General features: G+C 63.6%; 18 protein-coding genes. 6 read left to right on the forward strand and 12 right to left on the reverse strand.

Annotated features, from left to right (window positions below; all coding sequences use genetic code 11):
• Positions 1–68: 68 nt before the first annotated feature.
• The 7 genes from IVB05_RS01315 to IVB05_RS01345 form a co-directional block, all read right to left on the reverse strand.
• Entirely contained in the window at positions 69–1784 is a 1716-nt protein-coding gene (locus tag IVB05_RS01315) for an iron ABC transporter permease (RefSeq protein WP_247782661.1), read from the reverse strand.
• Between the two features lie 175 nt (positions 1785–1959).
• Positions 1960–3027 carry an extracellular solute-binding protein gene (locus IVB05_RS01320; RefSeq protein ID WP_247782662.1) on the reverse strand — a complete coding sequence of 356 codons (1068 nt, stop codon included), beginning with the start codon at positions 3025–3027 and terminating at the stop codon, positions 1960–1962.
• 23 nt (positions 3028–3050) lie between these two features.
• Positions 3051–4112: an ABC transporter ATP-binding protein gene (locus IVB05_RS01325; protein WP_247782663.1), complete on the reverse strand. Its 1062-nt coding sequence runs from the start codon at positions 4110–4112 to the stop codon at positions 3051–3053.
• A 281-nt stretch (positions 4113–4393) separates the two neighbouring features.
• On the reverse strand, positions 4394–5578 hold the full coding sequence (locus IVB05_RS01330; RefSeq protein ID WP_247782664.1) for an aminotransferase class V-fold PLP-dependent enzyme: 1185 nt from the start codon (positions 5576–5578) through the stop codon (positions 4394–4396).
• A gap of 163 nt (positions 5579–5741) precedes the next feature.
• Positions 5742–6578: an LssY C-terminal domain-containing protein gene (locus tag IVB05_RS01335; RefSeq protein WP_247782665.1), complete on the reverse strand. Its 837-nt coding sequence runs from the start codon at positions 6576–6578 to the stop codon at positions 5742–5744.
• 54 nt (positions 6579–6632) lie between these two features.
• Positions 6633–7364, reverse strand: a complete 732-nt coding sequence (locus IVB05_RS01340; RefSeq protein WP_247782666.1) for a thermonuclease family protein — start codon at positions 7362–7364, stop codon at positions 6633–6635.
• A 186-nt stretch (positions 7365–7550) separates the two neighbouring features.
• On the reverse strand, positions 7551–9281 hold the full coding sequence (locus IVB05_RS01345; protein ID WP_247782667.1) for a hypothetical protein: 1731 nt from the start codon (positions 9279–9281) through the stop codon (positions 7551–7553).
• 376 nt (positions 9282–9657) lie between these two features.
• On the opposite strand from IVB05_RS01345, the gene IVB05_RS01350 reads away from it, so the two are divergent.
• On the forward strand, positions 9658–10497 hold the full coding sequence (locus tag IVB05_RS01350; protein ID WP_247782668.1) for a caspase family protein: 840 nt from the start codon (positions 9658–9660) through the stop codon (positions 10495–10497).
• A gap of 407 nt (positions 10498–10904) precedes the next feature.
• Here the strand turns inward: IVB05_RS01350 and IVB05_RS01355 are convergent, their stop codons facing one another.
• Positions 10905–11186, reverse strand: coding sequence for a GIY-YIG nuclease family protein (locus IVB05_RS01355; RefSeq protein WP_247787425.1), 282 nt, complete (start codon positions 11184–11186; stop codon positions 10905–10907).
• Positions 11187–11324: 138 nt separating this feature from the next.
• Entirely contained in the window at positions 11325–12218 is an 894-nt protein-coding gene (locus tag IVB05_RS01360; RefSeq protein ID WP_247782669.1) for an efflux RND transporter periplasmic adaptor subunit, read from the reverse strand.
• Positions 12219–12412: 194 nt separating this feature from the next.
• Between IVB05_RS01360 and IVB05_RS01365 the strand changes: the two genes are divergently transcribed.
• Positions 12413–12643 (forward strand): AbrB/MazE/SpoVT family DNA-binding domain-containing protein, encoded by a 231-nt coding sequence (locus tag IVB05_RS01365; RefSeq protein ID WP_247782670.1) that lies wholly within the window; start codon positions 12413–12415, stop codon positions 12641–12643.
• A complete protein-coding gene (locus IVB05_RS01370; RefSeq protein WP_247782671.1) occupies positions 12640–13044 on the forward strand; it encodes a PIN domain-containing protein in 405 nt (134 codons plus the stop codon). The genes IVB05_RS01365 and IVB05_RS01370 overlap by 4 nt, the downstream gene beginning before the upstream one ends.
• Positions 13045–13096: 52 nt before the next feature.
• Here IVB05_RS01370 and IVB05_RS01375 read toward each other — a convergent pair whose 3' ends face one another.
• Positions 13097–13501, reverse strand: a complete 405-nt coding sequence (locus tag IVB05_RS01375) for an alpha/beta hydrolase (protein ID WP_247782672.1) — start codon at positions 13499–13501, stop codon at positions 13097–13099.
• Positions 13502–13547: 46 nt separating this feature from the next.
• Positions 13548–14393: a class I SAM-dependent methyltransferase gene (locus tag IVB05_RS01380; protein ID WP_247782673.1), complete on the reverse strand. Its 846-nt coding sequence runs from the start codon at positions 14391–14393 to the stop codon at positions 13548–13550.
• Between the two features lie 358 nt (positions 14394–14751).
• On the opposite strand from IVB05_RS01380, the gene IVB05_RS01385 reads away from it, so the two are divergent.
• From IVB05_RS01385 to IVB05_RS01395, 3 genes are all read left to right on the forward strand, one after another.
• The gene (locus IVB05_RS01385; RefSeq protein ID WP_247782674.1) at positions 14752–16332 is read left to right on the forward strand and encodes a winged helix-turn-helix domain-containing protein; all 1581 of its coding nucleotides are present in this window, start codon (positions 14752–14754) and stop codon (positions 16330–16332) included.
• A gap of 123 nt (positions 16333–16455) precedes the next feature.
• Complete coding sequence (locus IVB05_RS01390; RefSeq protein ID WP_247782675.1) at positions 16456–16683, forward strand: tautomerase family protein; 228 nt, start codon at positions 16456–16458, stop codon at positions 16681–16683.
• Between the two features lie 214 nt (positions 16684–16897).
• Entirely contained in the window at positions 16898–17164 is a 267-nt protein-coding gene (locus IVB05_RS01395; protein WP_247782676.1) for a DUF1127 domain-containing protein, read from the forward strand.
• Between the two features lie 378 nt (positions 17165–17542).
• Here the strand turns inward: IVB05_RS01395 and IVB05_RS01400 are convergent, their stop codons facing one another.
• A complete protein-coding gene (locus tag IVB05_RS01400) occupies positions 17543–20002 on the reverse strand; it encodes an adenylate/guanylate cyclase domain-containing protein (protein ID WP_247782677.1) in 2460 nt (819 codons plus the stop codon).
• Positions 20003–20116: the final 114 nt, after the last annotated feature.

The following is a 20116-nucleotide window of genomic DNA, read 5'->3' on the forward strand; positions in this document are numbered from 1 at the left end:
GCCCACCATCTATCATCATCGCGGCTCCGAATGGTGGGCACGCTTCGCTTTGCCCACCCTACGATCCACTAACTATTCCTTAACCTCGCCGCGGCGCCGCCGCCGAACACCGGGATCCGGTTCACCGCCAGCACCACCGCAAACGTAATCACCAGCATCGCGATACCCAGCACCGAAATCGCGGCGAGGTCGCCGCTTTCGTTGAGATCGTAGATCAGGACCGACAGCACCTTGGTCTGCGAGGTGAACAGCACGATTGCCGCGGACAGCTCGCGCATCACGCCGATGAAGATGAAGCACCAGGTCGCGATCACGCCGGTGCGCAGCAAGGGCGCGGTGATCTGGCGCAGCGTCTGCAGCCGCGTCGCGCCGAGGATGCGGCTGGCGTCTTCGAGCTCTGGATGAATGGTCGCGAACGCCGCCTGCAATTGCTGATAGGCCGACGGCAGATTGATGGTGAGGAACGCCACCAGCAGGATCCACAGCGTGCCGTAGAGCACGAAGGGCGGCCGCGTGTAGCTCAGGAACAGCCCGACGCCGAGCACGATACCGGGCACAGCGACGGGGGCGGTCGCGAGAAAGCCGAGCACGCGGTGGCTTGCGATCACGCGGCGGGTCGTGACATAGGCGACGACCAGCGCGAGGATGGTGCCGATGGTCGCCGTCGATGCGCCGAGGATCACGGTGTTTTTCAACGCGAGCTGGGTCGACGATAGTTCGGTGAAGACGAACACGATGTTGTGCAGGGTCGCTGTCGACGGCGTCACCAGCGTGGTCGCGTTCGGTGAGAACGCCGCATTGAGCAGCGCGAAATAGGGCAGGAACACCGGATTGAGCAGCACGATGAGGCAGAAGGCCAGCGCCGCCCAGCGCCATCCCTTCATCTCGATCGGCCGCGGTGCGCCATATTTGCCGCCGACCACGGAGAAGCCGCGCCGCCCAAGCAGGAATTTCTGGCCCTGCAGCAGCAGGATCGTCAGCAGCAATAGCGGCACTGCGGCGGCTGCGGCCAATTCCAGTTTTGGCGGATACTGGAACAGACTCCAGATTTTCGTCGTCATGGTGTGGAAGCCGGCCGGCAGCGCTAGGATCGCGGGCGATCCGAACAGCGTCATCGCCTGCAGGAAGGCGATCAGCGCGCCGGCGATCAGCGCGGGCAGCGCCAGGGGAATCGTGACGCGCCGCGCCGTCGTCCATGCCTTGCCGCCAAGGATGGCGGAAGCATCCTCGAGTTCGCCCGGCATATTGTCGAGCGCGTTGGCGACCAGCACGAAGACGAACGGAAAGGTGTAGCAGGAAATCACGAAGATCAGCCCGGTCAGCGAATAGATATTGAACAGAGGATCTTCAGCGCCGGTGAGATAGCGATAAAGCTGGTTCAACAGGCCGCTGTTCGGCGCCGCCAGCAATTCCCAGGCGACTGCGCCAAGAAAAGGCGGGGTGACGAAGGAAGCCGTCACCAGTGCGCGGATGGTCTGCCGCCCCGGCATGTCGGTGCGCGACACCAGCCAGCCGATCGGAGCTGCGACAAGGCAGCAGAACACCGCCGAGGTGGTGGCGATGATCGCCGTCGTCAGCAAGGGATCGAGAAAAGCGGGATCGGTGAACAGCGTGACGAAATTCTGCAGCGTCGGATGCCGCGCCTTGTCCGTGAAGGCGTAGAGCATCAGCCACGACATCGGCAGCACGATCAGCACGATCATGAAGGCCGCGAACAGCCACAGGACGGGGCGGGTGAGGTCGATGCGGGATTTTGAGGTGTCGGTGGTCGTGATGGTGGTCATGCTAACTCTCTCGCCGTCATTCCGGGGCATCGCGAAGCGATGAGCTTTGATGTGCAATTGCACATCAGAGAATCCATGCCAGCCGGAGAAATGGATTCCGGGCTCGCGCTAACGCGCGCCCTCAGGTGCGCAATTGCGCACCGGGAATGACGGCAATGGCTGAGGCAGCGCATCCTCAAACCCTGAACAGCCGCGCATAGCGCGTCTTGATCTCTTCGGTCATTTTCTCGACGCCCTCGGCATCTTCCTTCATCAGCTTGATGTCCGAGATCTTCCGCCGTCCCGGCTTCGATTGCACCTGCGCGTGAACCGAATACTGCGCGGTGAAGTCGATGAAGAACTGCTGGGTCTGCCGCGTATGCAGCCAGGCCTGGAACAGTTTTGCGGCGTTGGGATGCTGCGCGGTCTTGAAGATGCCGGTCGGCCCGGAAATCGTCGGCGTGCCCTCGACAGGATAAACCGGCTCGACCGGCTGGCCGGCTTCCTTCAACAGCACGATGCCATATTCGTTGCCGTCGGCCATCACGGCGCGCTCGCCGAGCGACAGCTTCTTTGGCGGGTCGGTCGACGACTGCACCTGCATCACGCGCTGCTTTGAAAGCTTTTCCATGTATTCCCAGCCGAGCTCGCGCACCATCTGGAACGTCGCGGTCATGATGGTGCCGCTGTAGGCGGGATGACCCTTCACCATCTTGCCCGCCCATTTGGGATCGAGCAGGTCGGCAAAGCTCTTCGGCGCATCCTCCGGCTTGACGAGGTTGGTGTTGTAGGCAATCGACGACAGCCAGACGCGCGAGGTCGCAAACATGCCGTCGGGGTCGCGATAGCTTTCCGGAAAATGTTTGGCGACGTCCTCGGGCACGAACGGCATCAGCCAGCCGTTCTTCTTCCAGACGATGAAGTGCGAGGCATCGGAGGAGTTGACGATATCAGCGGCGCGAATGTTGCTGGCAAATTCCTGGTCGATCCGCTGAAAAAGCCGCTCCGAGCCGGAACGTTCGATCTGAATGGTTATGCCGGGATAGGCGGCCTCGAACGCCTTGCCGAGCTTTTCGCCGACCGGCAGATCCATCGAGGAATAGAAGATCAGTTTGCCTTCCTTCTTCGCCGCCTCCACCAGATCAGGCGTGATCGCGACCGGCTCCGGCGCCTGCGCACGAACGGGAGAGGCGAACATAGTTCCGGCCGCCAGCGCGACTGAACCTTGCAGGATGTCGCGTCTCGAAAGCTTTCGTCCCTCCATCGCGTCCTCCCGTTTCTTCTTGTTTACCGGCTCAGCGCCCGGCAACGCTCGGGCGGCAGCGTCAACCACACCTCGCTGCCCTTTGGTACGTTGGTTTCGGTCGGCGTGGTGGCGCGCAAACTGGTGCCGTCGGCCACCTCGACCATGTAGTCGCGTGCGGCGCCGAGATAGACCTGCCGCGTGACGACCGCCCTGATCGCATTTTTTGATGAAGCCGGCGGCTGCGTCGAAAGCCCGACGTCATGCTGGCGGATCGCGACCACGGCGCCGTCACCTGCCGTGAGCGGCGCGCCGACCACCTGCAACGTCGCGCCAGCAAAGGAAATGTGGTTGGCATCAAGCGCGGTGCCCTTGATGACGTTGCTGGCGCCGATGAAGCGGGCGACGAATTCGGACTCCGGCCGCGCGTAGATGTCCTCGGGCGTGCCGAGCTGGTCGATCCGCCCGCCATTCATGACCGCGATCAGGTCGGCCGTGGTCATGGCCTCTGACTGGTCGTGGGTGACATAGACGGTGGTGTAGCGATATTCATCGTGGAGGCGGCGGATTTCGAACCGCATCTCCTCGCGCAAATTGGCGTCGAGATTGGAGAGCGGCTCATCGAGCAGCAGCGTTTCGGGTTCGACGATCAACGCGCGCGCCAGCGCCACGCGCTGCTGCTGTCCGCCGGAGAGTTCGCCGGGATAGCGCTGCGCCAGCGCCTCAAGCTTGGTCGTGGCCAAAATCGCCGCCAGCTTCTTCGCAATGGTGTCGCGGTCCATTTTGCGCAGGCGCAGGCCATAGACGATGTTTTCGGTCACCGTCATGTGCGGCCACAGCGCGTAGCTCTGGAAAATCATCGACATGCTGCGCTGCTCGGGCGGCAGCGTGCGCGCTTTGGACGACACCAGCCGCTCGCCGACATGGATCTCGCCGTCGGAAGGCTCCAGGAAGCCCGCGATCAGTCGCAGCGTCGTGGTCTTGCCGCAGCCGGATGGGCCGAGCAGGCAGACCAGTTGTCCATGGTCGATTTTCAAGGAGACGTTATCGACCACCGCAAGCGAGCCAAATCGCTTGGTCAGGCCGCGCAAATCAACGGACGCCAATCGCCTCACTCCCACCCTTGTTCTTGCACGGATCAGCGCCCGGCTTGGTATGCCAGTATACGGACAAAAACGGGATGGGAAAGGGAGTTGGGTTGGAAACGATGTCGCCCCGCCTCATGCGCAATTGCGCGCGGGCGCAGCGACGTGTCACCATTTCACATTGTGAGAGACGCAGGCCGTAGGATGGGTAGAGCGAAGCGAAACCCATCATTACAGCCACTGGACGCGGCTGATGGGTTTCGCTTCGCTCTACCCATCCTACAAGAGGTGCACGTCGGGGCTTACGCGCTCACACTCTCGCCGAGATATTCGATCGCGGCTTCGGTCCCGCCCTTGCCATGGGGAATGTTCAGCGCGTTGAGGCCGACCTCGACGACGCCGAGCGTGCCCAGAATCATCGGTGCATTCACATGGCCCATATGGGCGATGCGAAACGCCTGGCCGGAGAGGTCGCCAATCCCGGTGCCCAGCACCACGCCGCATTTTTCCTTGCAGTAACGCTGCAGCGCGGCCGGATCAAAGCCGTTCGTCGTCACCGTCGTCACCGTGTTGGAGCGCTCATTGGCTTCCGCGATGTTGAAGCCGATCACCTGACCCTCGGACCACGCCGCCACCGCGCGCCGGACGGCTTCGCCGAGCAGGCGATGACGCAGAAAGGCGTTCTCCAGTCCCTCGACATGGAGCATGTCGATCGCCTTGCGCAGCGCGAACAGCAAATGCACCGGCGCGGTGCCGGCATATTTGCGGTAATGCTCAGCTCCTTCGCGCTCGGTCCAGTCCCAATAGGGCGTGCGCAAGTTGGCGCGTCTGTGCACTTCGCGGGCGCGGTCGTTGGCGGCGACGAAGCCGAGGCCGGGCGGTGTCATCAGGCCCTTCTGCGAGCCGGACATCGCGACATCGATGCCCCATTTGTCCATCTCGAACGGCATGCAGCCAAGCGAAGCCACGGTGTCGACCATGAACAGCGCCGGATGTCCCGTTGATTTGATCGCCTTGCCGATCGCTTCGATGTCGTTATAGGCGCCGGACGCCGTATCGACCTGTACAGCTACGATCGCCTTGATGCTGTGTTCCTTGTCCTGCTTGAGTCGCGCCTCGACCTCGGCGGGACGGATCGCGCGGCGCCAGTCGCCCCTGAGCACCTCGACCTCGACGCCCATCGCCGCCGCCGCCTGGCCCCAGCCGATCGCAAAGCGTCCGCTCTCCAGCACCAGCAGCTTGTCGCCGCGCGACAGCACGTTGGAAAGCGTCGCTTCCCACGCGCCATGGCCGTTGGCGATGTAGATGTAGGATTGGCCCTTGGTGGCGAACAGTTTTGAGAGATCGGCGAGCAGGCTGTCGGTCAATTCCAGCATCTGTTCGGAATAGATATCGAGCGCCGGGCGATGCATCGCCTGCAGCACCTCGTCGGGCATGGTGGTGGGTCCGGGGATGGCCAGAAATTCCCGGCCCGCGCGAACGGTCATTTTTTGGTTTTCCTTATGGGTAAGCACGCGGAATCGAAGCGCTTGTGGTTAGGCTGGATAATATGTGATCGAAACCGTCATTGCGAGCGCAGCGAAGCAATCCAGAGCCGCAAAAAGAGTTGATTGCACTCATTGCTCCGCTCCCGGGAGTAAGGATGCCGGCTTATTTCCCAACCGCGTTGGCGATCGCGCGCCAGATCTGGTCCTTCAATTCGGTCGCCGGCGGGCTCGGGACCGTCACCGCAGGCCCCTCGCGTTTTTTGCAGGCCTCGACCAGCCGCAGCACCCAGATTTCGCCGTCGGTGTAATAGAGGTCGCCGCCGCCATTATGGCCCGCAATCGTCGGCCCGATGCCGGTGACCTGGTATTTCGCCTCGACCATGCCGGCATTTTCCAGGTCGGCCGCAAGAAGCGCGCGCTCGGCGTCGAGATCGGGGCTGATATGGTGCGTGACGGCCACCGTGTATTTGCTGACGCCGACGCCGCGATCCTGCGTCGCAGCTCCAAGCCAGACCGGTCGCTTCTCCTCGCCTTGGTCGAGCACCTTCCAGTAACGCACATGATTGCGGCGATCGGCGCTGGCTCCGATCGGTTTTTCATAGGCGAGATCTTCGCGGCGGCCGAGATAATAGAGATTACTGACCGGCGCGTCCTTGTAAGGACGGTCGAGCAGCACGCTGCCGACGATCTCGATCGATGATTTCAGCGTGATCGGATCGGCCGGATACCAGCCGGCCGCGTGCATCGCGCAGACCACGTCGCCGATGTCGCCGATCAGCCCGACATTCATGGGATCGCCGGGAATGCCCTGGCCGGTCCGCGTCACCATCGGCAATTGGGCGAGGCCTTTTTGATGTTCGTAATGGGTCCAGAACAACGGCAGTATCAGATAGGCGACGGCGCCGTAGACGATGACAACGAGCAGCAAGATCCAAGCCGCGCGCTTCCACCGCGAACGTTTCGGTTTGACCGGGGATTGCGCGCCATCGGTGTCGGTCACATCCAGCGCTCCGCGATGTCAGGCCCCGAAGGGTAGCACGTCCGGGCTGTGGTGCTACCGCCGCGTCTCGCGGCAGCCGGCGAGTTCGGCCTCCTCGACCGAGCAGAACCAGCGCGTGCCCTTTGAGATCTTCATCTCGATCTTCGCATACCAGCGGCTCGTCGGCTGATGAAAGATGCACTCGCCGGACCGGTTGACGTTGCCCTTGATGGTGCAGTCGGGCGAGGGCGCGACCGATCCGGACGCCGACGCCAGCAGGATCGCCCTGGCATTCTCCGGCGGCCTGACCGCGCCAAGGATCGCCGTCTTCTTGTTGCGGACGCGCCAGTCCCATGGCGCGATGAACGCCCCTTGCCACATCCCCGCCTTGGCCTCGCGCGCGGCCTTCTCATCTGCCTCATAGTCGCGCGAGATCCGCGTAGCCGCCAGCGCCCAGCCGTTCGACACCAGCCATTTCTGGATGTCCTCGCCGTCGGCCTCGCAGCGCGCCACCGTGCGGCCGCGGCGGTCGGTGACCGCCCTGGTATGACAGGTCCAGCTCTTGCCCCCGAAGTGCTTGATCAGTTCGTCGCGCGCGGCGGCGCCGCAGGCCCAGCGCTCGCTTTTGGTGTTGAGGCAGAGCTGGTCGGCGGCCGGCGCGTCGATGCCACCGAGGCGAATGCGGCTGTTGCCGATCTGGAGCTGATCGCCTTCGCGGATTTTCGGAACGCCGGTGATGTCGGCCGCCTGCGCCATGGCGGGGAGTGACAGCAGCAAAAGCGCGGACAGCAATTTCCGTAAATTCATCGGCAGTCCCAGCGGAATGATGCGGATAGTGCGGACAATGGAGCCATCTTGCCAGTGCCGTAGCGTCGCATCGCTTTCAACTTCCCGTCATTGCGCGATTCGTAGGGTGGGCAAAGGCGCGCTTGCGCCGTGCCCACCATCTCTCAACGGCAACACTATCGGTGGGCACGCTTCGCTTTGCCCACCCTACGAGCTCTTCATCATCACGCCTCTCGCCAGCGCCAATCCCATCAGCACGAACGCCGACGTCACCTCGGGGCCGCCGACCAGAATCCGCGTCGGCGTCTTCATCTTGTTCCATTCATAGGCCTTGTACGGCCCATGCCTGCCGCCTTCGCCGAGCTGGGCTGTGATGCAGTTGAGCGCGGGCGCGAAGGTCGAAACGTCGGCGCCGAGATGCGCCAGCGCCATCAGCGCCAGCGCGGCGTCGAACGGGTTCATCTCGCGCGCGATCAATTCTCCTTCGACATAGGCCAGCACGCGAACGCGGATGAACTCGAATGCGCCGTCCGGATCGATCGCCTGCCGCGCCGCCTCAGGCAACGCCATGAACGCGGCATGGCAGCGGCCGAAATAGGCGGAGTAGAGTTCCGGGAGGTAATAGATATGCGAGCGCGGATTTCTGAACGCGCCGCTTTCCACCAGCCGCCGCTGGAAGCCAAGGATGCGATGCACCGTCTCCAGCCGCTGTGGCGTCTCCAGAATCTTCCAGCGCTTTAGATTCCGGAAAGAGACTTCGAGAATATCGAGGTTGAGCGTCGGATCGAGGTCGTTGCCGTAGGGCCGGTCGCCCGCGAGATTATCGATCCAGGTGACGACGCCGCCCTCGTAATCGATATTGTCGTTCAAGGGCACGGTGACGCGCGGCTCGTTGGCGCCCTCGCGCACCTGATAGCCGCGGTAGAAGTCCAACAGCGGCTGGTCGAGGATCGGATCGGCGGAGCCTGCCTGGGTCGCCGCTGAGAACGAGCACGCGGTGGTGTCGCAATCCGGCACGTAGATGCCGAAGCCCAAATCCTGCTTGATCTGGGCGAAGAAGCGCGAGAAGCGCGGATGCGGCAGCGGCGCCAGGGCCGTGATCACGCGCACCGTCGAGCCGTCATGCGAGGACACTTCCTCGGCTGAGGTCTTCAGGCAGAAATCCACCATCTCCGAAATCGCCCGCCGCGATGCCGCGGCCTCGTCCACGGACGCCAGCCCGGTCTCGATGAAGCTCAACAGCGCCTCGGTGAAGAAGGCGTCGTAATAGGCCGAGCGGTGGCGGATCTGCATCGGCTGCCACATCGGCTCGGCGATTCCGGTCCAGGGCGGGTTGATCAGGGCGCGGGCCGGCGAATGCGCGATGAAGATCCGCGCCAGGCTGAACAACAGCGTCGAGTTCTTGTAGCCGCGCGAGTTCAGTCCCGTCAGCGCCATCAGCATCTCGCGCCCGCCCATGTCGGCGTCGCCGATCAGGTTGAAGGCCGCATAGGTCGGGATGAAGCCGTTTTTGGCGAACGAGGCCAAGAGATGGGCGCCGCAGCGGCGGATCACCCGGTCGATCTCGCTTCCATCAGCCGCCCGGCCGGGGGCCGCCGCCGGCTGCGGCGAGGGGTGGTTCACCCCGATATCGGCCATCAGCTCGGCGATCGGGGCGCCGACCGCGGCCCAGTCCGGCTCGGCCTCGTCGCGCGCCTGCCGGAGCGCCTCCTGCAAGGCGCCCAGTCGTTTTTCGTCCCGCAGCGCCGGCAGCCCGGTCCGCCGCAGCAGCGGCCGCAGCGCCGGATTGCCCAGTGCCGTGCGATAGAACTTGCCGAGATGGGGGTCGCCGCCGTGGTATTTCAGCAGCACGGGATCGCAGACGTCGTACAGCGAGGGGCCGTCTTTCCGCGCGGTCAGCGCCCGGAATGCGGCGCCGGCGATGGTGTGGAAGCCCATGCAGTTACTTTCCGCCGGAACGGTGAAGGGAGGGCCGCGTTGAGCACGGCAACGAGCTCAAGGCGGCCACCGCCGGCCGGATCGGGCCTGCAAGCCCTTGAAAACTATACAAATCAGCGAAAAATACAAATGTGATCTAGGTCACTTAACTGAAATTAACCTTCCGCCAGTATGGCCGGCAACTGGCTCCATGCGGCAAATGAGGTTGTTCGGGAGGGCCCGGCAGGCTAAAAGCCCGGTTGTTGCGGTGCCGCAAATTGAGCGCAATTGGACGGCACTTAACCCTGCAACCCCTTCAAACCTGAACGGTCCTCACGCGACTAACTGGCGCGGTCTTGTTTGGTGCCCTTTGGACAAACTTGGGAATGGTAACGCAATGAACCTCGGTCAGCTCCGCATCTCCCGCCGCACCGTCACCATTGCCGTTGCTTTCGTCGGCCTGGTGTCGCTGGCGATCGGCGCCCATGCGGCGTTGAACAAGCGCTCGCTCGACGCCGCCAAGGCGATCGGAACCGAGCAGACCGGCTCGATCGGCGCCACCGCCAGCCGCGTTGCGCTCGTGATCGGCAACGGCCATTACCCGGATGCGTCCGCGCCGCTCGCCCAGCCCATCAACGATGCCCGCGGCCTCACCGCCGCCCTGCGCGGCAAGGGTTTTGACGTCGACGTGGTCGAGGACGCCACCAAGGACGACATGGCCCGCGCCATCGTCCGCCTGAAGGCCAAGATCCAGCCGGACACCGTGGCGATGCTGTTCTTCGGCGGCTATGGCGTCCAGGTCGGCCGCGAGAGTTTCATGATTCCGGTCGATGCCGCGATCTGGAAGGAAGCCGACGTCCGCCGCGACGGCGTCTCGATCGAACAGGTGCTGGACGCGATGACCGAGAAAGGCGCCAAGGCCAAGCTCGTCGTCGTCGACGCCTCCCGCCGCAACCCCTATGAGCGCCGCTTCCGCTCCTATTCCCACGGTCTGGCCCCGATCTCCGCGCCGGAAAACGCGCTGATCCTGACCTCGGCGACGCCGGGCAAGGTGGCCGATGACGGCAAGGGCCAGTACAGCGTGCTGGTGACCGAGTTGCTCAACAATCTGAATTCGCAGTCCGGCGCCGCCACTGCCTTCAACAAGACCCGCATCTCCGTCTCCCGCGCCTCCGACGGCGAGCAGGTGCCGCAGGTGTCGTCGTCGCTGCTGGAAGACGTCCGCATCGGCGGGTAAGCGCGCCGCGCGCTCAACTCTATCCACACGTCGTCCCTGCGAACGCAGGGACCCATACCGCGTGATCCATCGATGGGACGCGGTCGCAGACGCCCTGCGTTGCCCAACACCCGCGTTGGATTGCTGAACCGAATCCGTCTTCCCTCTTGCCCATTCCAACGGCCGCGGCGTATGGGCCCCTGCGTTCGCAGGGGCGACGAGTTGATAGGTTCTCGCCTTTTCCCACGGTCGTCCCTGCGAACGCAGGGATCCATACCGCGTGATCCCTCAATAGCGCGCGGTCGCAAACGCTCTGCCAACTACCTCTGTGGCTTGCTGAGGCAAAGCCGTCTTCCAATGTGCCCAATACGCCGGCCGCGGCGTATGGGTCCCTGCGTTCGCAGGGACGACGAGAGAGTGAGTTCCGCTCACACAATCAGATCGCTGAGATCGCGCCACTCCAGATTCTCGCGCTCGATCAGCTCGATCTTCCAGTTCCGCTTCCAGCGCTTGAGTTGCTTTTCACGGGCGATCGCCTCATCCGGCCGCTCGAACGCCTCGACATAAACCAGGCGATAAACACCGTAGGTCTTGACGAACGAGGAGCCTTCGCCGTTGCGATGCTGCTCCTTGCGTTTCGAAAGGGAATTTGTGACCCCGATATACAAGGTCCCATGCCGCCGGCTCGCAAGGATGTAGACGTAATACATGCGCGAAACACTGCCGTCGTCCCTGCGAACGCAGGGACCCATACCGCGTGATCTATCGATAGAGTGCGGTAGCAGATACCTTATCACACAACTAGCGACGGTGGTTATGGCCCCTGCTTTCGCAGGGGCGACGGATGCCTACTTCACATCCGCGCTCGCCGTCACCGCCCGCACCGGGTCGCCTTCGCGCAGCAGCGCGCCGGCGCGCGCCACCACGATGTCGCCTTCCTGTAGGCCGGAGGTGATCTCGACCTGTCCGGCCGACATCAGCCCGGTCTCCACCCGCCGCGTTTCGACGCGCGCGCGCCGCACCACCTGCACCACGGTGCCGGCGGAGCCATAGAGGATGGCGGTGAGCGGCACCGAGACGCCGCAGCTCTGCCCGGTCTTGATCTGCGCGCGGCCTGACGAATTCACCAATAGCCGCCGGTTGGTGGTGACGCCGAGGAACACCTGCGCGAGCTGGCTGTTCGGCTCGACCGTGGTCGACAGCCGCCGCACCTTTCCATCGACCTCGCCGGCGCCGATCACCTTGATCCGCGCGGTCTGGTTGACCTGAAGTTTGGCGATGTCGCGCGTCGGCACCATGCCGACCAGATCGAACTCGCTGCGCGCGATGATCGAGAACAGCGCTTCGCCCTTGGCCGACGCCATCGCGCCGACGGAAGCCGTCGAGGCCGAGATCACGCCCGCCACCGGCGCCTGCACCGTGATCTGCCCACCCTCGGGGAGGGTCAGCCGCGCCAGCACCTGACCTGCGGTAACGCTGTCGCCCGCATCCACCATCACCTCGGCGACCTTCAGCCCCATCCGCTCGGGCCGCACCTGGTTCTCCTCGCGCGCAATGATGGTGCCGGAGACTTCGACGATATTGGCGAAACAGGATTTCGCGGCCTTGAGCACGGTGACGGCGGCACCCTTTGGGGGGGCCTCGTCGTCGGCGGCGAGGGGGGAGGTAGAAAGGCAGAGCAGGCCAGCCACCGCCGCAGCGAACAGCCTTCGCGACGGGGTGGACGCAGTGAAATAGGTCATCGGCAATCCAGTCCAATAATTCACATCATGAATACCAGAAGCCCGGCCGCGGAGCCAAGGCCAACGCCGGCCGCACCGGATCCGCACGTTTCGTTCGACCGATGCGGGCGGCGACGGACGAAAACGTCTCGGCTGCGTCGCTCTTGAAATGATATCATAATGATGATATCATTTCCGCGTCGTTGGAGGATGCCATGCAGGTTTCAAAATGGGGTGACAGCCTGGCCGTGCGGCTGCCCAAAGCCCTGGTCGAAAAGATGGGCCTGCGGGCAGGCGACGAACTCGACATCGTCGACGTGGCCGAGCGAACGCTGATCGTCCAGAAGGAAGACCGCCGCAAGGCCGCGCTCGAGCGTCTGGCTTCGCTGAACTGGGCGCTTCCTCCCGATTACAAGTTCGATCGGGACGAGGCGAACGAACGGTGAAGGCGTTTTTCGATACCAACATTCTCGTCTACACCGCGACTTCGGACGCCAGAAAACAACGGGCGGTGGATTGCCTGAGCCGCGGCGGTGTCGTCAGCGTTCAGGTGCTGAACGAGTTCGTTCACGTCGCCCGCCGCAAGCTTCGTCATGACTGGCCGCAGATCGAACTGGCGCTCGGGCTGTTCCGCGCGTCGCTCGATGACGTCTTGCCCGTCACGCTGAACATTCACACGGGCGCCGTGTCCCTCGCCCGCGAGCACGGCGTGCCGTTCTATGACGCCCTGATCGTCGCCGCCGCCATCGAGGCCGGTTGTGACACGCTGTTCAGCGAAGACATGCAGCACGGCCGCAGCATCGGCGGCCTCGCCATCGTCAATCCGTTTCTCGATAGTGCACCGTAGCCTGCCGCCCTCGGGCAGGTTCGGCCGTGCCGGCAAGGGTCATCTTGAAATGTCACTCCACCACCATGCTGACGGCCTCCGCCGGCGCCGCCTCCGCCGCCAGCGGAACGCCGGCCAACTCGTCCGCGCGGGCGATATGCCCTGCGATCGCGGGATTGACTGATGACGCATGGGTGAGCGGGAGCATATGGCCGCCATCCGGCAAATGCCGGACCTCGGCGCCATCAATGATCGCACAGAGCCGCTGCACGATGCGTTGGGTGAGATATGGCGACAGCCCTCCCGAAAACAGCAGCGTCGGAACGCGAAGCGAGGCCGCCGCGGTGGCGACATTCTCTTCGGCGAACGCTGCCGTGAAATCGAACGCAAGCTTGTGGGCGCGCTCGATCATGCGCAGGCGCGCGCTGGCCGGCAGCGGATCCTGCGGACCGGAGCCGTTCCAGAATTCGATGAACATGTCGATCGCTTCCAGCGCCCGCTGAATTGTTGTCCGGGCTAAAGTTTCACCGCTTGGTGATGACGACCTCGAGATATTCGCTGGGCACGACCATCGTGCCGTCGCTGGAGCGGTTCATGCGGACGATCAGGGCGTTCAGATCGTTATGCAGCTCTTCCTGTTTCGCCGGCTCGAGGGCTGCGAACGCTTTCAGCACCGGGCCGTAGTACGTCTTGAACACGTCGAGGAAGTGCGCCGGCGAGCGATAGCGGAACTTGAACAGGCGCGATTCCGCTCTGATCGAGCGCGCGTCAGCGTCGAACATTTCGGTCAGCCGCGCGCTCGTTCCCCACAGCGCGGGCGATTTGGCGCCGGCTGGAGGCGGCAGATATTTGCCGAGCGTCTTGAAGAGCTGTCCGATAAAACCTTCCGGCGTCCAGTTCGCCAGGCCGACCTGGCCCTTGGGCTTGCAGACCCGCATCAGTTCGGCGGCCGCGCGGTCCTGGTTCGGCGTGAACATGACGCCGAAGGTGGAGAGCACGGTGTCGAAGCTGTTGTCGTCGAACGGCAGGTTTTCCGCGTCGGCTTCCCTGAATTCGATTTGCATGCCTTCCGCCGCGGCGCGCGCCTGGCCGCGTTCCAGCAGTGCCGGCACGTAGTCGGTCGAGGTGACGTCGCACCACCGCCGCGCTGCGGCGAGGCTCGCCATGCCGTTGCCGGCGGCGACATCGAGCACCTTTGAGCCGGCCTTGAGATCGAGCGCCTCGCAGAGTTCCTCGCCGACGATCTGCAGTGTCGCGCCGACAATGGCGTAATTGCCCGAGGACCATGCGGCCTGCTGACGCGTCTTCAGGGCTGCGAGGTCGGGGGCAGGCTGGATCGGGGTCGCTGCGGTCGCTGTCTGGCCGGCCATCGGTGTCTCCTTGATCTGGATCGTGCGGCCACGGGAGGCGGCCACGATGAACCGAACATCGCCCTGTCAGGACCTAAAGACTGTGATGCCGGGCTGATTTTGCCTTGAGAGGACCCTGATTTTTCAGTGAGATTTCTCTTTCTGTGAGATTTCACACACTTTCCCGCAGGGAATTTCGGTCTACCTCAGGCCGGGAGCATGATCCGGAAAAGTAGGTACCGGTTTTCCCTCGGGACAAACGCGAAGCGTTTGCCCCGAGATCATGCTCAAACAAACAAAAAGGTGCGGGACAAACAAAATGACCGGAAATCGCGTGCCGGGACGAAGTGATCTAGGATGATTTAACCGGGATGAAGCCGTGCAATTTCACTTTTCCAACCATGTACTTGATGTCGACCTGCGCGAGCTGACCCGCGGCGGCGAGAGCATCGCGGTCGAGCCGCAGGTGTTCGATCTCCTGATTCACCTGATCGAAAACCGCGACCACGTCGTCACCAAGGACGATCTGATCGAGACGATATGGGACGGCCGCATCGTCTCCGAATCCACGCTGACGAGCCGGATCAACGCCGCGCGCAGGGCGGTCGGCGACAGCGGCAAGGATCAAGCCGTGATCCGCACCATTGCGCGAAAGGGTTTTCGTTTCGTCGGCGACGTGCGGCCGAAAGCTGCGAACGGCGCCCTGGCGCGCGCCGATGCGCCTTCCTCGCCCGGTTTTGCCGGCGAGCTGCCGCATCAGCAACTCCCGGCGCTTGATCGCACCGCGATCGCCGTGCTGCCGTTTGCCAATCTCTCCGGCGAGCCGGAGCAGGAATATTTTTCCGAAGGCATCAGCGAGGACATCATCACCGCGCTGTCGAAGCTGCGCTGGTTCTACGTGATCGCGCGGAATTCCTCGTTCAGCTACCGGGGCAAATCCGTCCACCACCAGCAGATCGGCGAGGAGCTTGGCGTCGGCTATGTCGTCGAAGGCAGCGTGCGCAAGGACGGCGACCACGTCCGCATCACGGCCCAGCTCGTCGACGTGGCCACCGGCAGCCACCTCTGGGCCGAGCGCTACGACCGCAATCTCGCCGACGTGTTCGCCGTGCAGGACGAGATCACCCAGGCCGTCGTCGCGGCGATCGAGCCGCAGCTCTACGCCGCCGAGGATTTCCGGGCTCGGCGCAAGACGCCTGACAACATGGATGCGTGGGATCTGGTGATGCGCGCGCTGTCGCATTACTGGCGCGTGACGCGGCAGGACAATCTGGTCGCGCTGGCGCTTCTGGAAAAGGCGATCAGCGTCGATCCCGCCTACGGCCAGGCGCTTTCCTTGCTGGCTTCCTGCCATACGTTCAGCGCCCATATGGGCTGGCAGGAAATCACCAAAGTGGTCCCGGTCGCGGAGCGTGCGGCGCTGGCGGCGATCCGGGCCGACAGTGAGGATGCGTGGGCGCATTATGCGCTGGCCAGCGTCTATCTGTTCAACCGGCGCTTTGATGATTGCCTCGCTGAATTCGAGCTGGCGCTGCGGCTCAACCCGAATTTTTCGCCCGCGCGCGGCCTTTACGGCGTTGCGCTGTCCTATCGCGGGCGCTGGCAGGAAGGCGATCGCGCCGCGCGCGAAGCGCTGAAATTCTCACCCCGCGATCCCTTTGCCGCGATCTATTGCGGCGTCGCCGCCTATTGCCAGTATGTCGGCAAAAATTACGCGGAGGCGATCCAACTGTCGCGCGAAGCGCTGCGGCAGCGTATCGATTTTGTCGGAGCTCACCGCGTGCTGACGGCCTCCTTCGGCATGGCCGGCGGAGGCGACGCTGCCAAAGCGGCGCTGCAAGAACTCCGCCGCGCCCAGCCCAACATTTCGCTCGCCTGGCTGGCAAGCGGACTGCCGTTCGAACACGAGGCGGACAAGGTGCACTACCTGGAAGGGTTTCGGCGCGCGGGTCTGCAATAGCTGCGCGGCGATATCTCAAGCTGAACTGGACGGTAAATCAAAACCGTCTGAAAGTCTTCGCCGGCCGCAACGGGCATGTTGATGCTGCCGCGCTTTCGCGAGGCAACCATCAAGGAGAACGGCATGCCATTGATAGAGGTTCACGTTATCGAGAACGTGTTCAATTCCGAGCAGAAGCGCCAGATGATCAGGAAGCTCACCGACGCCATGGTGTCGATCGAAGGCGAAAGCATGCGCGGCGTTACCTGGGTCAAGATTTCCGAAGTCGCGAGCGGCGATTGGGGCATCGGCGGTCAGCCGCTGACCACCGAAGCCGTCAAGGATCTCGCGGCCGGACGAAAGGTGGCCTGACGAGTTCCGGCCTTGCATGCCGGCGGGCTGGCCCTGCCGGCGGTGCGGCTCATCGTTTCCTCATTTAGATCCTTGATCCAACCGTATCCGGTACTCGTCCTGCCTTTCGGCGTACGCGCTGAAGCCTGCTGACACCATGCTGGCAGCAGGCCTTCGATAGAAAGGATGCCCGGCAAGCTGACCGGGCTCCGGCTACTCTTGAAAGAAAATAGCCATGACCATGTTGACCACCATTCCGACCTCCGCCACCAGGCCATTTGCCTGGCGAACTGCGATTTGGCTGGCGCGCGGGCGCCGTCTCATCAACCGCTTCTTCGCGGCGGTGATCTCGCGCCACGAGCGTCACGCCGCGCGTGAGGCCCTGCGCAAGCTCGACGATCGCCATCTCCAGGATATCGGTATGTACCGCTCGCAGATCGACAGCAGGCTCGAAGAATTGGCGCAGACGCGCGCGCGAATGCAGCAGCCTGGCTGGCACTGACGAGCGGGTACGGCGTCGTCAGTCGTCAATCCGTCAGCGACGGTGGCAAGAGGAATTCGTCGCCGGGGAGAGCGCGCTATAAGCCGTAAAACCATTGCGCAGGGAAGGCCGGGTGTTCCGGCGCACCTTGCGATCACCCGTGTGCATTTTTTGCGCACGATTGCGGGTGCTGAGGGCACCCGGCTTTCCCTGCGCCCTCTGAATTTTCGTGAGGGCGGATGAATGAAGCAAATCCTCGGGCGCGTGGCGCCGCGGGAGGTTTGCTGCTGTTTGACATAAAGGCGGAGCCGTAGGGTGGGCAAAGCGCAGCGTGCCCACCATCTCTCCCCGGCGTTACGTTGCATGGTGGGCACGCTTCGCTTTGCCCACCCTACAAGACTACTGCATCTTCTTCCGTCGTGCGGCCGCCGCATCCACCACGTTGTCGACCGCCTCACGCCAGCTCATGATCTCCGCCGCCAGAATCGGATGATTGAACCCCTTCAGATTCAAATCATCGATCGCTCGGCCCTCGACCCATGGCTCGACCATGCCGTAGACGCGCCGGCTCACCACGATCTGGTTGGCCTTGGCTTCGTCGCACAGCCGCGACGCCAGATTGGTGACGCTGCCGATCGCGGCGTATTCCAGCCGCTGCTCGAAACCGATCTGGCCGAGCGTGGCGTAGCCGAGCGCGATGCCGATGCCGAAGCCGAGATTGTGGCCGCGGTTGCGCCACTTCTCGGTGAGTTGCCCGATGGTGTCGCGCATCTCGACAGCCATGCGAACGGCGCGCGCGGTGTGGTCGTCGAACTGGATCGGCGCATTGAACAGGATCATCACGCCGTCGCCGGCATAGCGGTCGAGCGTGCCTTCATACTTGAAAATAAGCTCGCCGAGCGCCGCGTGATATTCGCGCAGCACGTTCATCGCCTCTTCCGGCTCGGTCGTCTCGGTGAACGCCGTAAAACCGCGCAAATCGCAGAACACCACCGTCACTTCGCGGCGGTGGCTGTCGAGCAGGCCCTCATGGCCGTCGGAGGAGGCGATCAGTTGCGCCACCTGCGGCGCGAGGAAGCGCTCCAGCTTTCGGATGCGTTCGATCTCGCCGAGCTGCGTCTCGACGCGCTCCTCCAGCGAGCGATTCCAGTCCCTGAGCTGGTCGGTCTGCTCCTGCAGCTTGTCGGCCTGCTCGCGCACGATGTCGTTGGCGGCCAGCAGTTCGCGGCTCTTGTGGTCCACCTCGGTGAACAGTCGCGCATTGCGCATCGCCAGCACCGCCTGGTGCGCAAACGTCTTCATCAGCCCGATCAGGTTGTCGGAGAATTCTCCCGCGTTCTGCCGCAGCACCACCAGCGAACCCAAAATGCCGGTCTGGTCGACCAGCGGCACCACCAGCACGGAGTTGAAGCCGGCTTCAACCGTGACATCGCGCAAGGGATGCTCAGGCATCGCGCCGAGTTGGGGAATCGCGATCGGCTCGCCGCTCATCGCGGCCTCGCCGAGCGGGGAATTGTCGGCGTCGATGGCGCGATGGCGGCCTTCGGCCGATCTGTCGATGCCGATGGATTCGGTGAGGCTGAACTGGTGGTTGCCGGCGTCATAGCCGTAGATCAGCACGGCGTCGGCATGGGTGATCTCCAGCGCACGCGCGGCGACCGTGGGCAGTACGGCGTCGAGGTCGAGCGAGGAGGCGACGGCGCGGCCGACTTCCTCGAGCACCTTGAGCTCGTTGATCGATTGCGCCAGATCCCGCGTGCGCTCCTTCACCTTGGATTCAAGGTTCGAATACGTCTCGGCGAGCTGGCCGGCCATGCCGTTGAACTGATTGGCCAGCTCCTCCAGTTCGTCCGACGTCTTCACCTCGATGCGGTGGCCGAAATCGCCGGCGCCGAGACGCCTGGCGCCGGCCTGCAGCGCCGTGATCGGCACCAGCATACGCCGCGCCATGATGGTGCCGGCGATGATCGCGACCACGAGACCAAGTCCGATCAAAAGCGCTATCCGTATCAGTTGATCGCGGATCGGCGTCAACGCCTGCGCGGTCTCCTGTTCGAAGAACACGTGCCAGCCGAGCTTCGGCACCAGGCTCGATGTGGTCAGAACGGCGTTGCCCCTGGCATCCTTGCCCGACGCCGGGGCCACGCCGCCGGGCTTGCTGACGGCGGCGACCTGCGGCAGCATCGACAGATTCTTGCCGACCTCGGGCCCGTTCGAGGAGGCGGCCAGCACGTCACCCTTGGAATCGGTGATATAGGCAAACGCCACCTTGCCAACCTGGGCATCGATCAAAAACTCCGACAGGAAATCAAGGTCGACCTCGGCGACGGTGGTGCTGCCATCGGCATGTGACAGCGCGATCGACATCAACGGTCGCTCACCGCGGAAGTAGGCCGGCGCAAAACTGGTGCCGCGCGAGATGGTTTCGGTGAATCTGCGGGAAAAATCGGCGCCGCTGCCGAGCGTGACGGTCTGGCGCGTGTGGCGGAGTTGCTCACGGCCCTGGCCGTTGAGGAACGAGAGCTGGCTGACCTGCGGCACCTGCCGCAGCAGTTGCGCATAGTCTTCGCGGTGCTGCTCCAGCGTTGCGGCTTCGGTGATCTTGGTGGCGCTGGCGCGCGTCACCCAGGAAATCTGCCGCTCGAGGTCGGACAAGGATTGCTGGATTCGCTTGGCGGTCGCCTCCGCCTTCTCCGACATGCCGTCGCTAACCGAGCTCTTGATGCCGCGATAGGTGATCCAGATTTCCATCGCGCCGTTGACGGCCAGCACGAACACGACGAGGCCGACCAGCGCGACGACGTATTTGGCGAACAGGCCTTCGCGCAGAAATCCTGCTCTGTCCTTGACCTCGTTCATCCGGGCCCTCGTGCGCCACGGCTTGCGCGCGCATCGGTTTGTCACTGGCGCCGGTCTGTCTCGGCAGCCCCGGCATGAGGGCCCTGTTTAGCACGAATTGGGGGGCGGGTTTGT

The sequence above is a fragment of the Bradyrhizobium sp. 170 genome, assembly GCF_023101085.1.
In the GTDB taxonomy this organism is placed as follows: domain Bacteria; phylum Pseudomonadota; class Alphaproteobacteria; order Rhizobiales; family Xanthobacteraceae; genus Bradyrhizobium.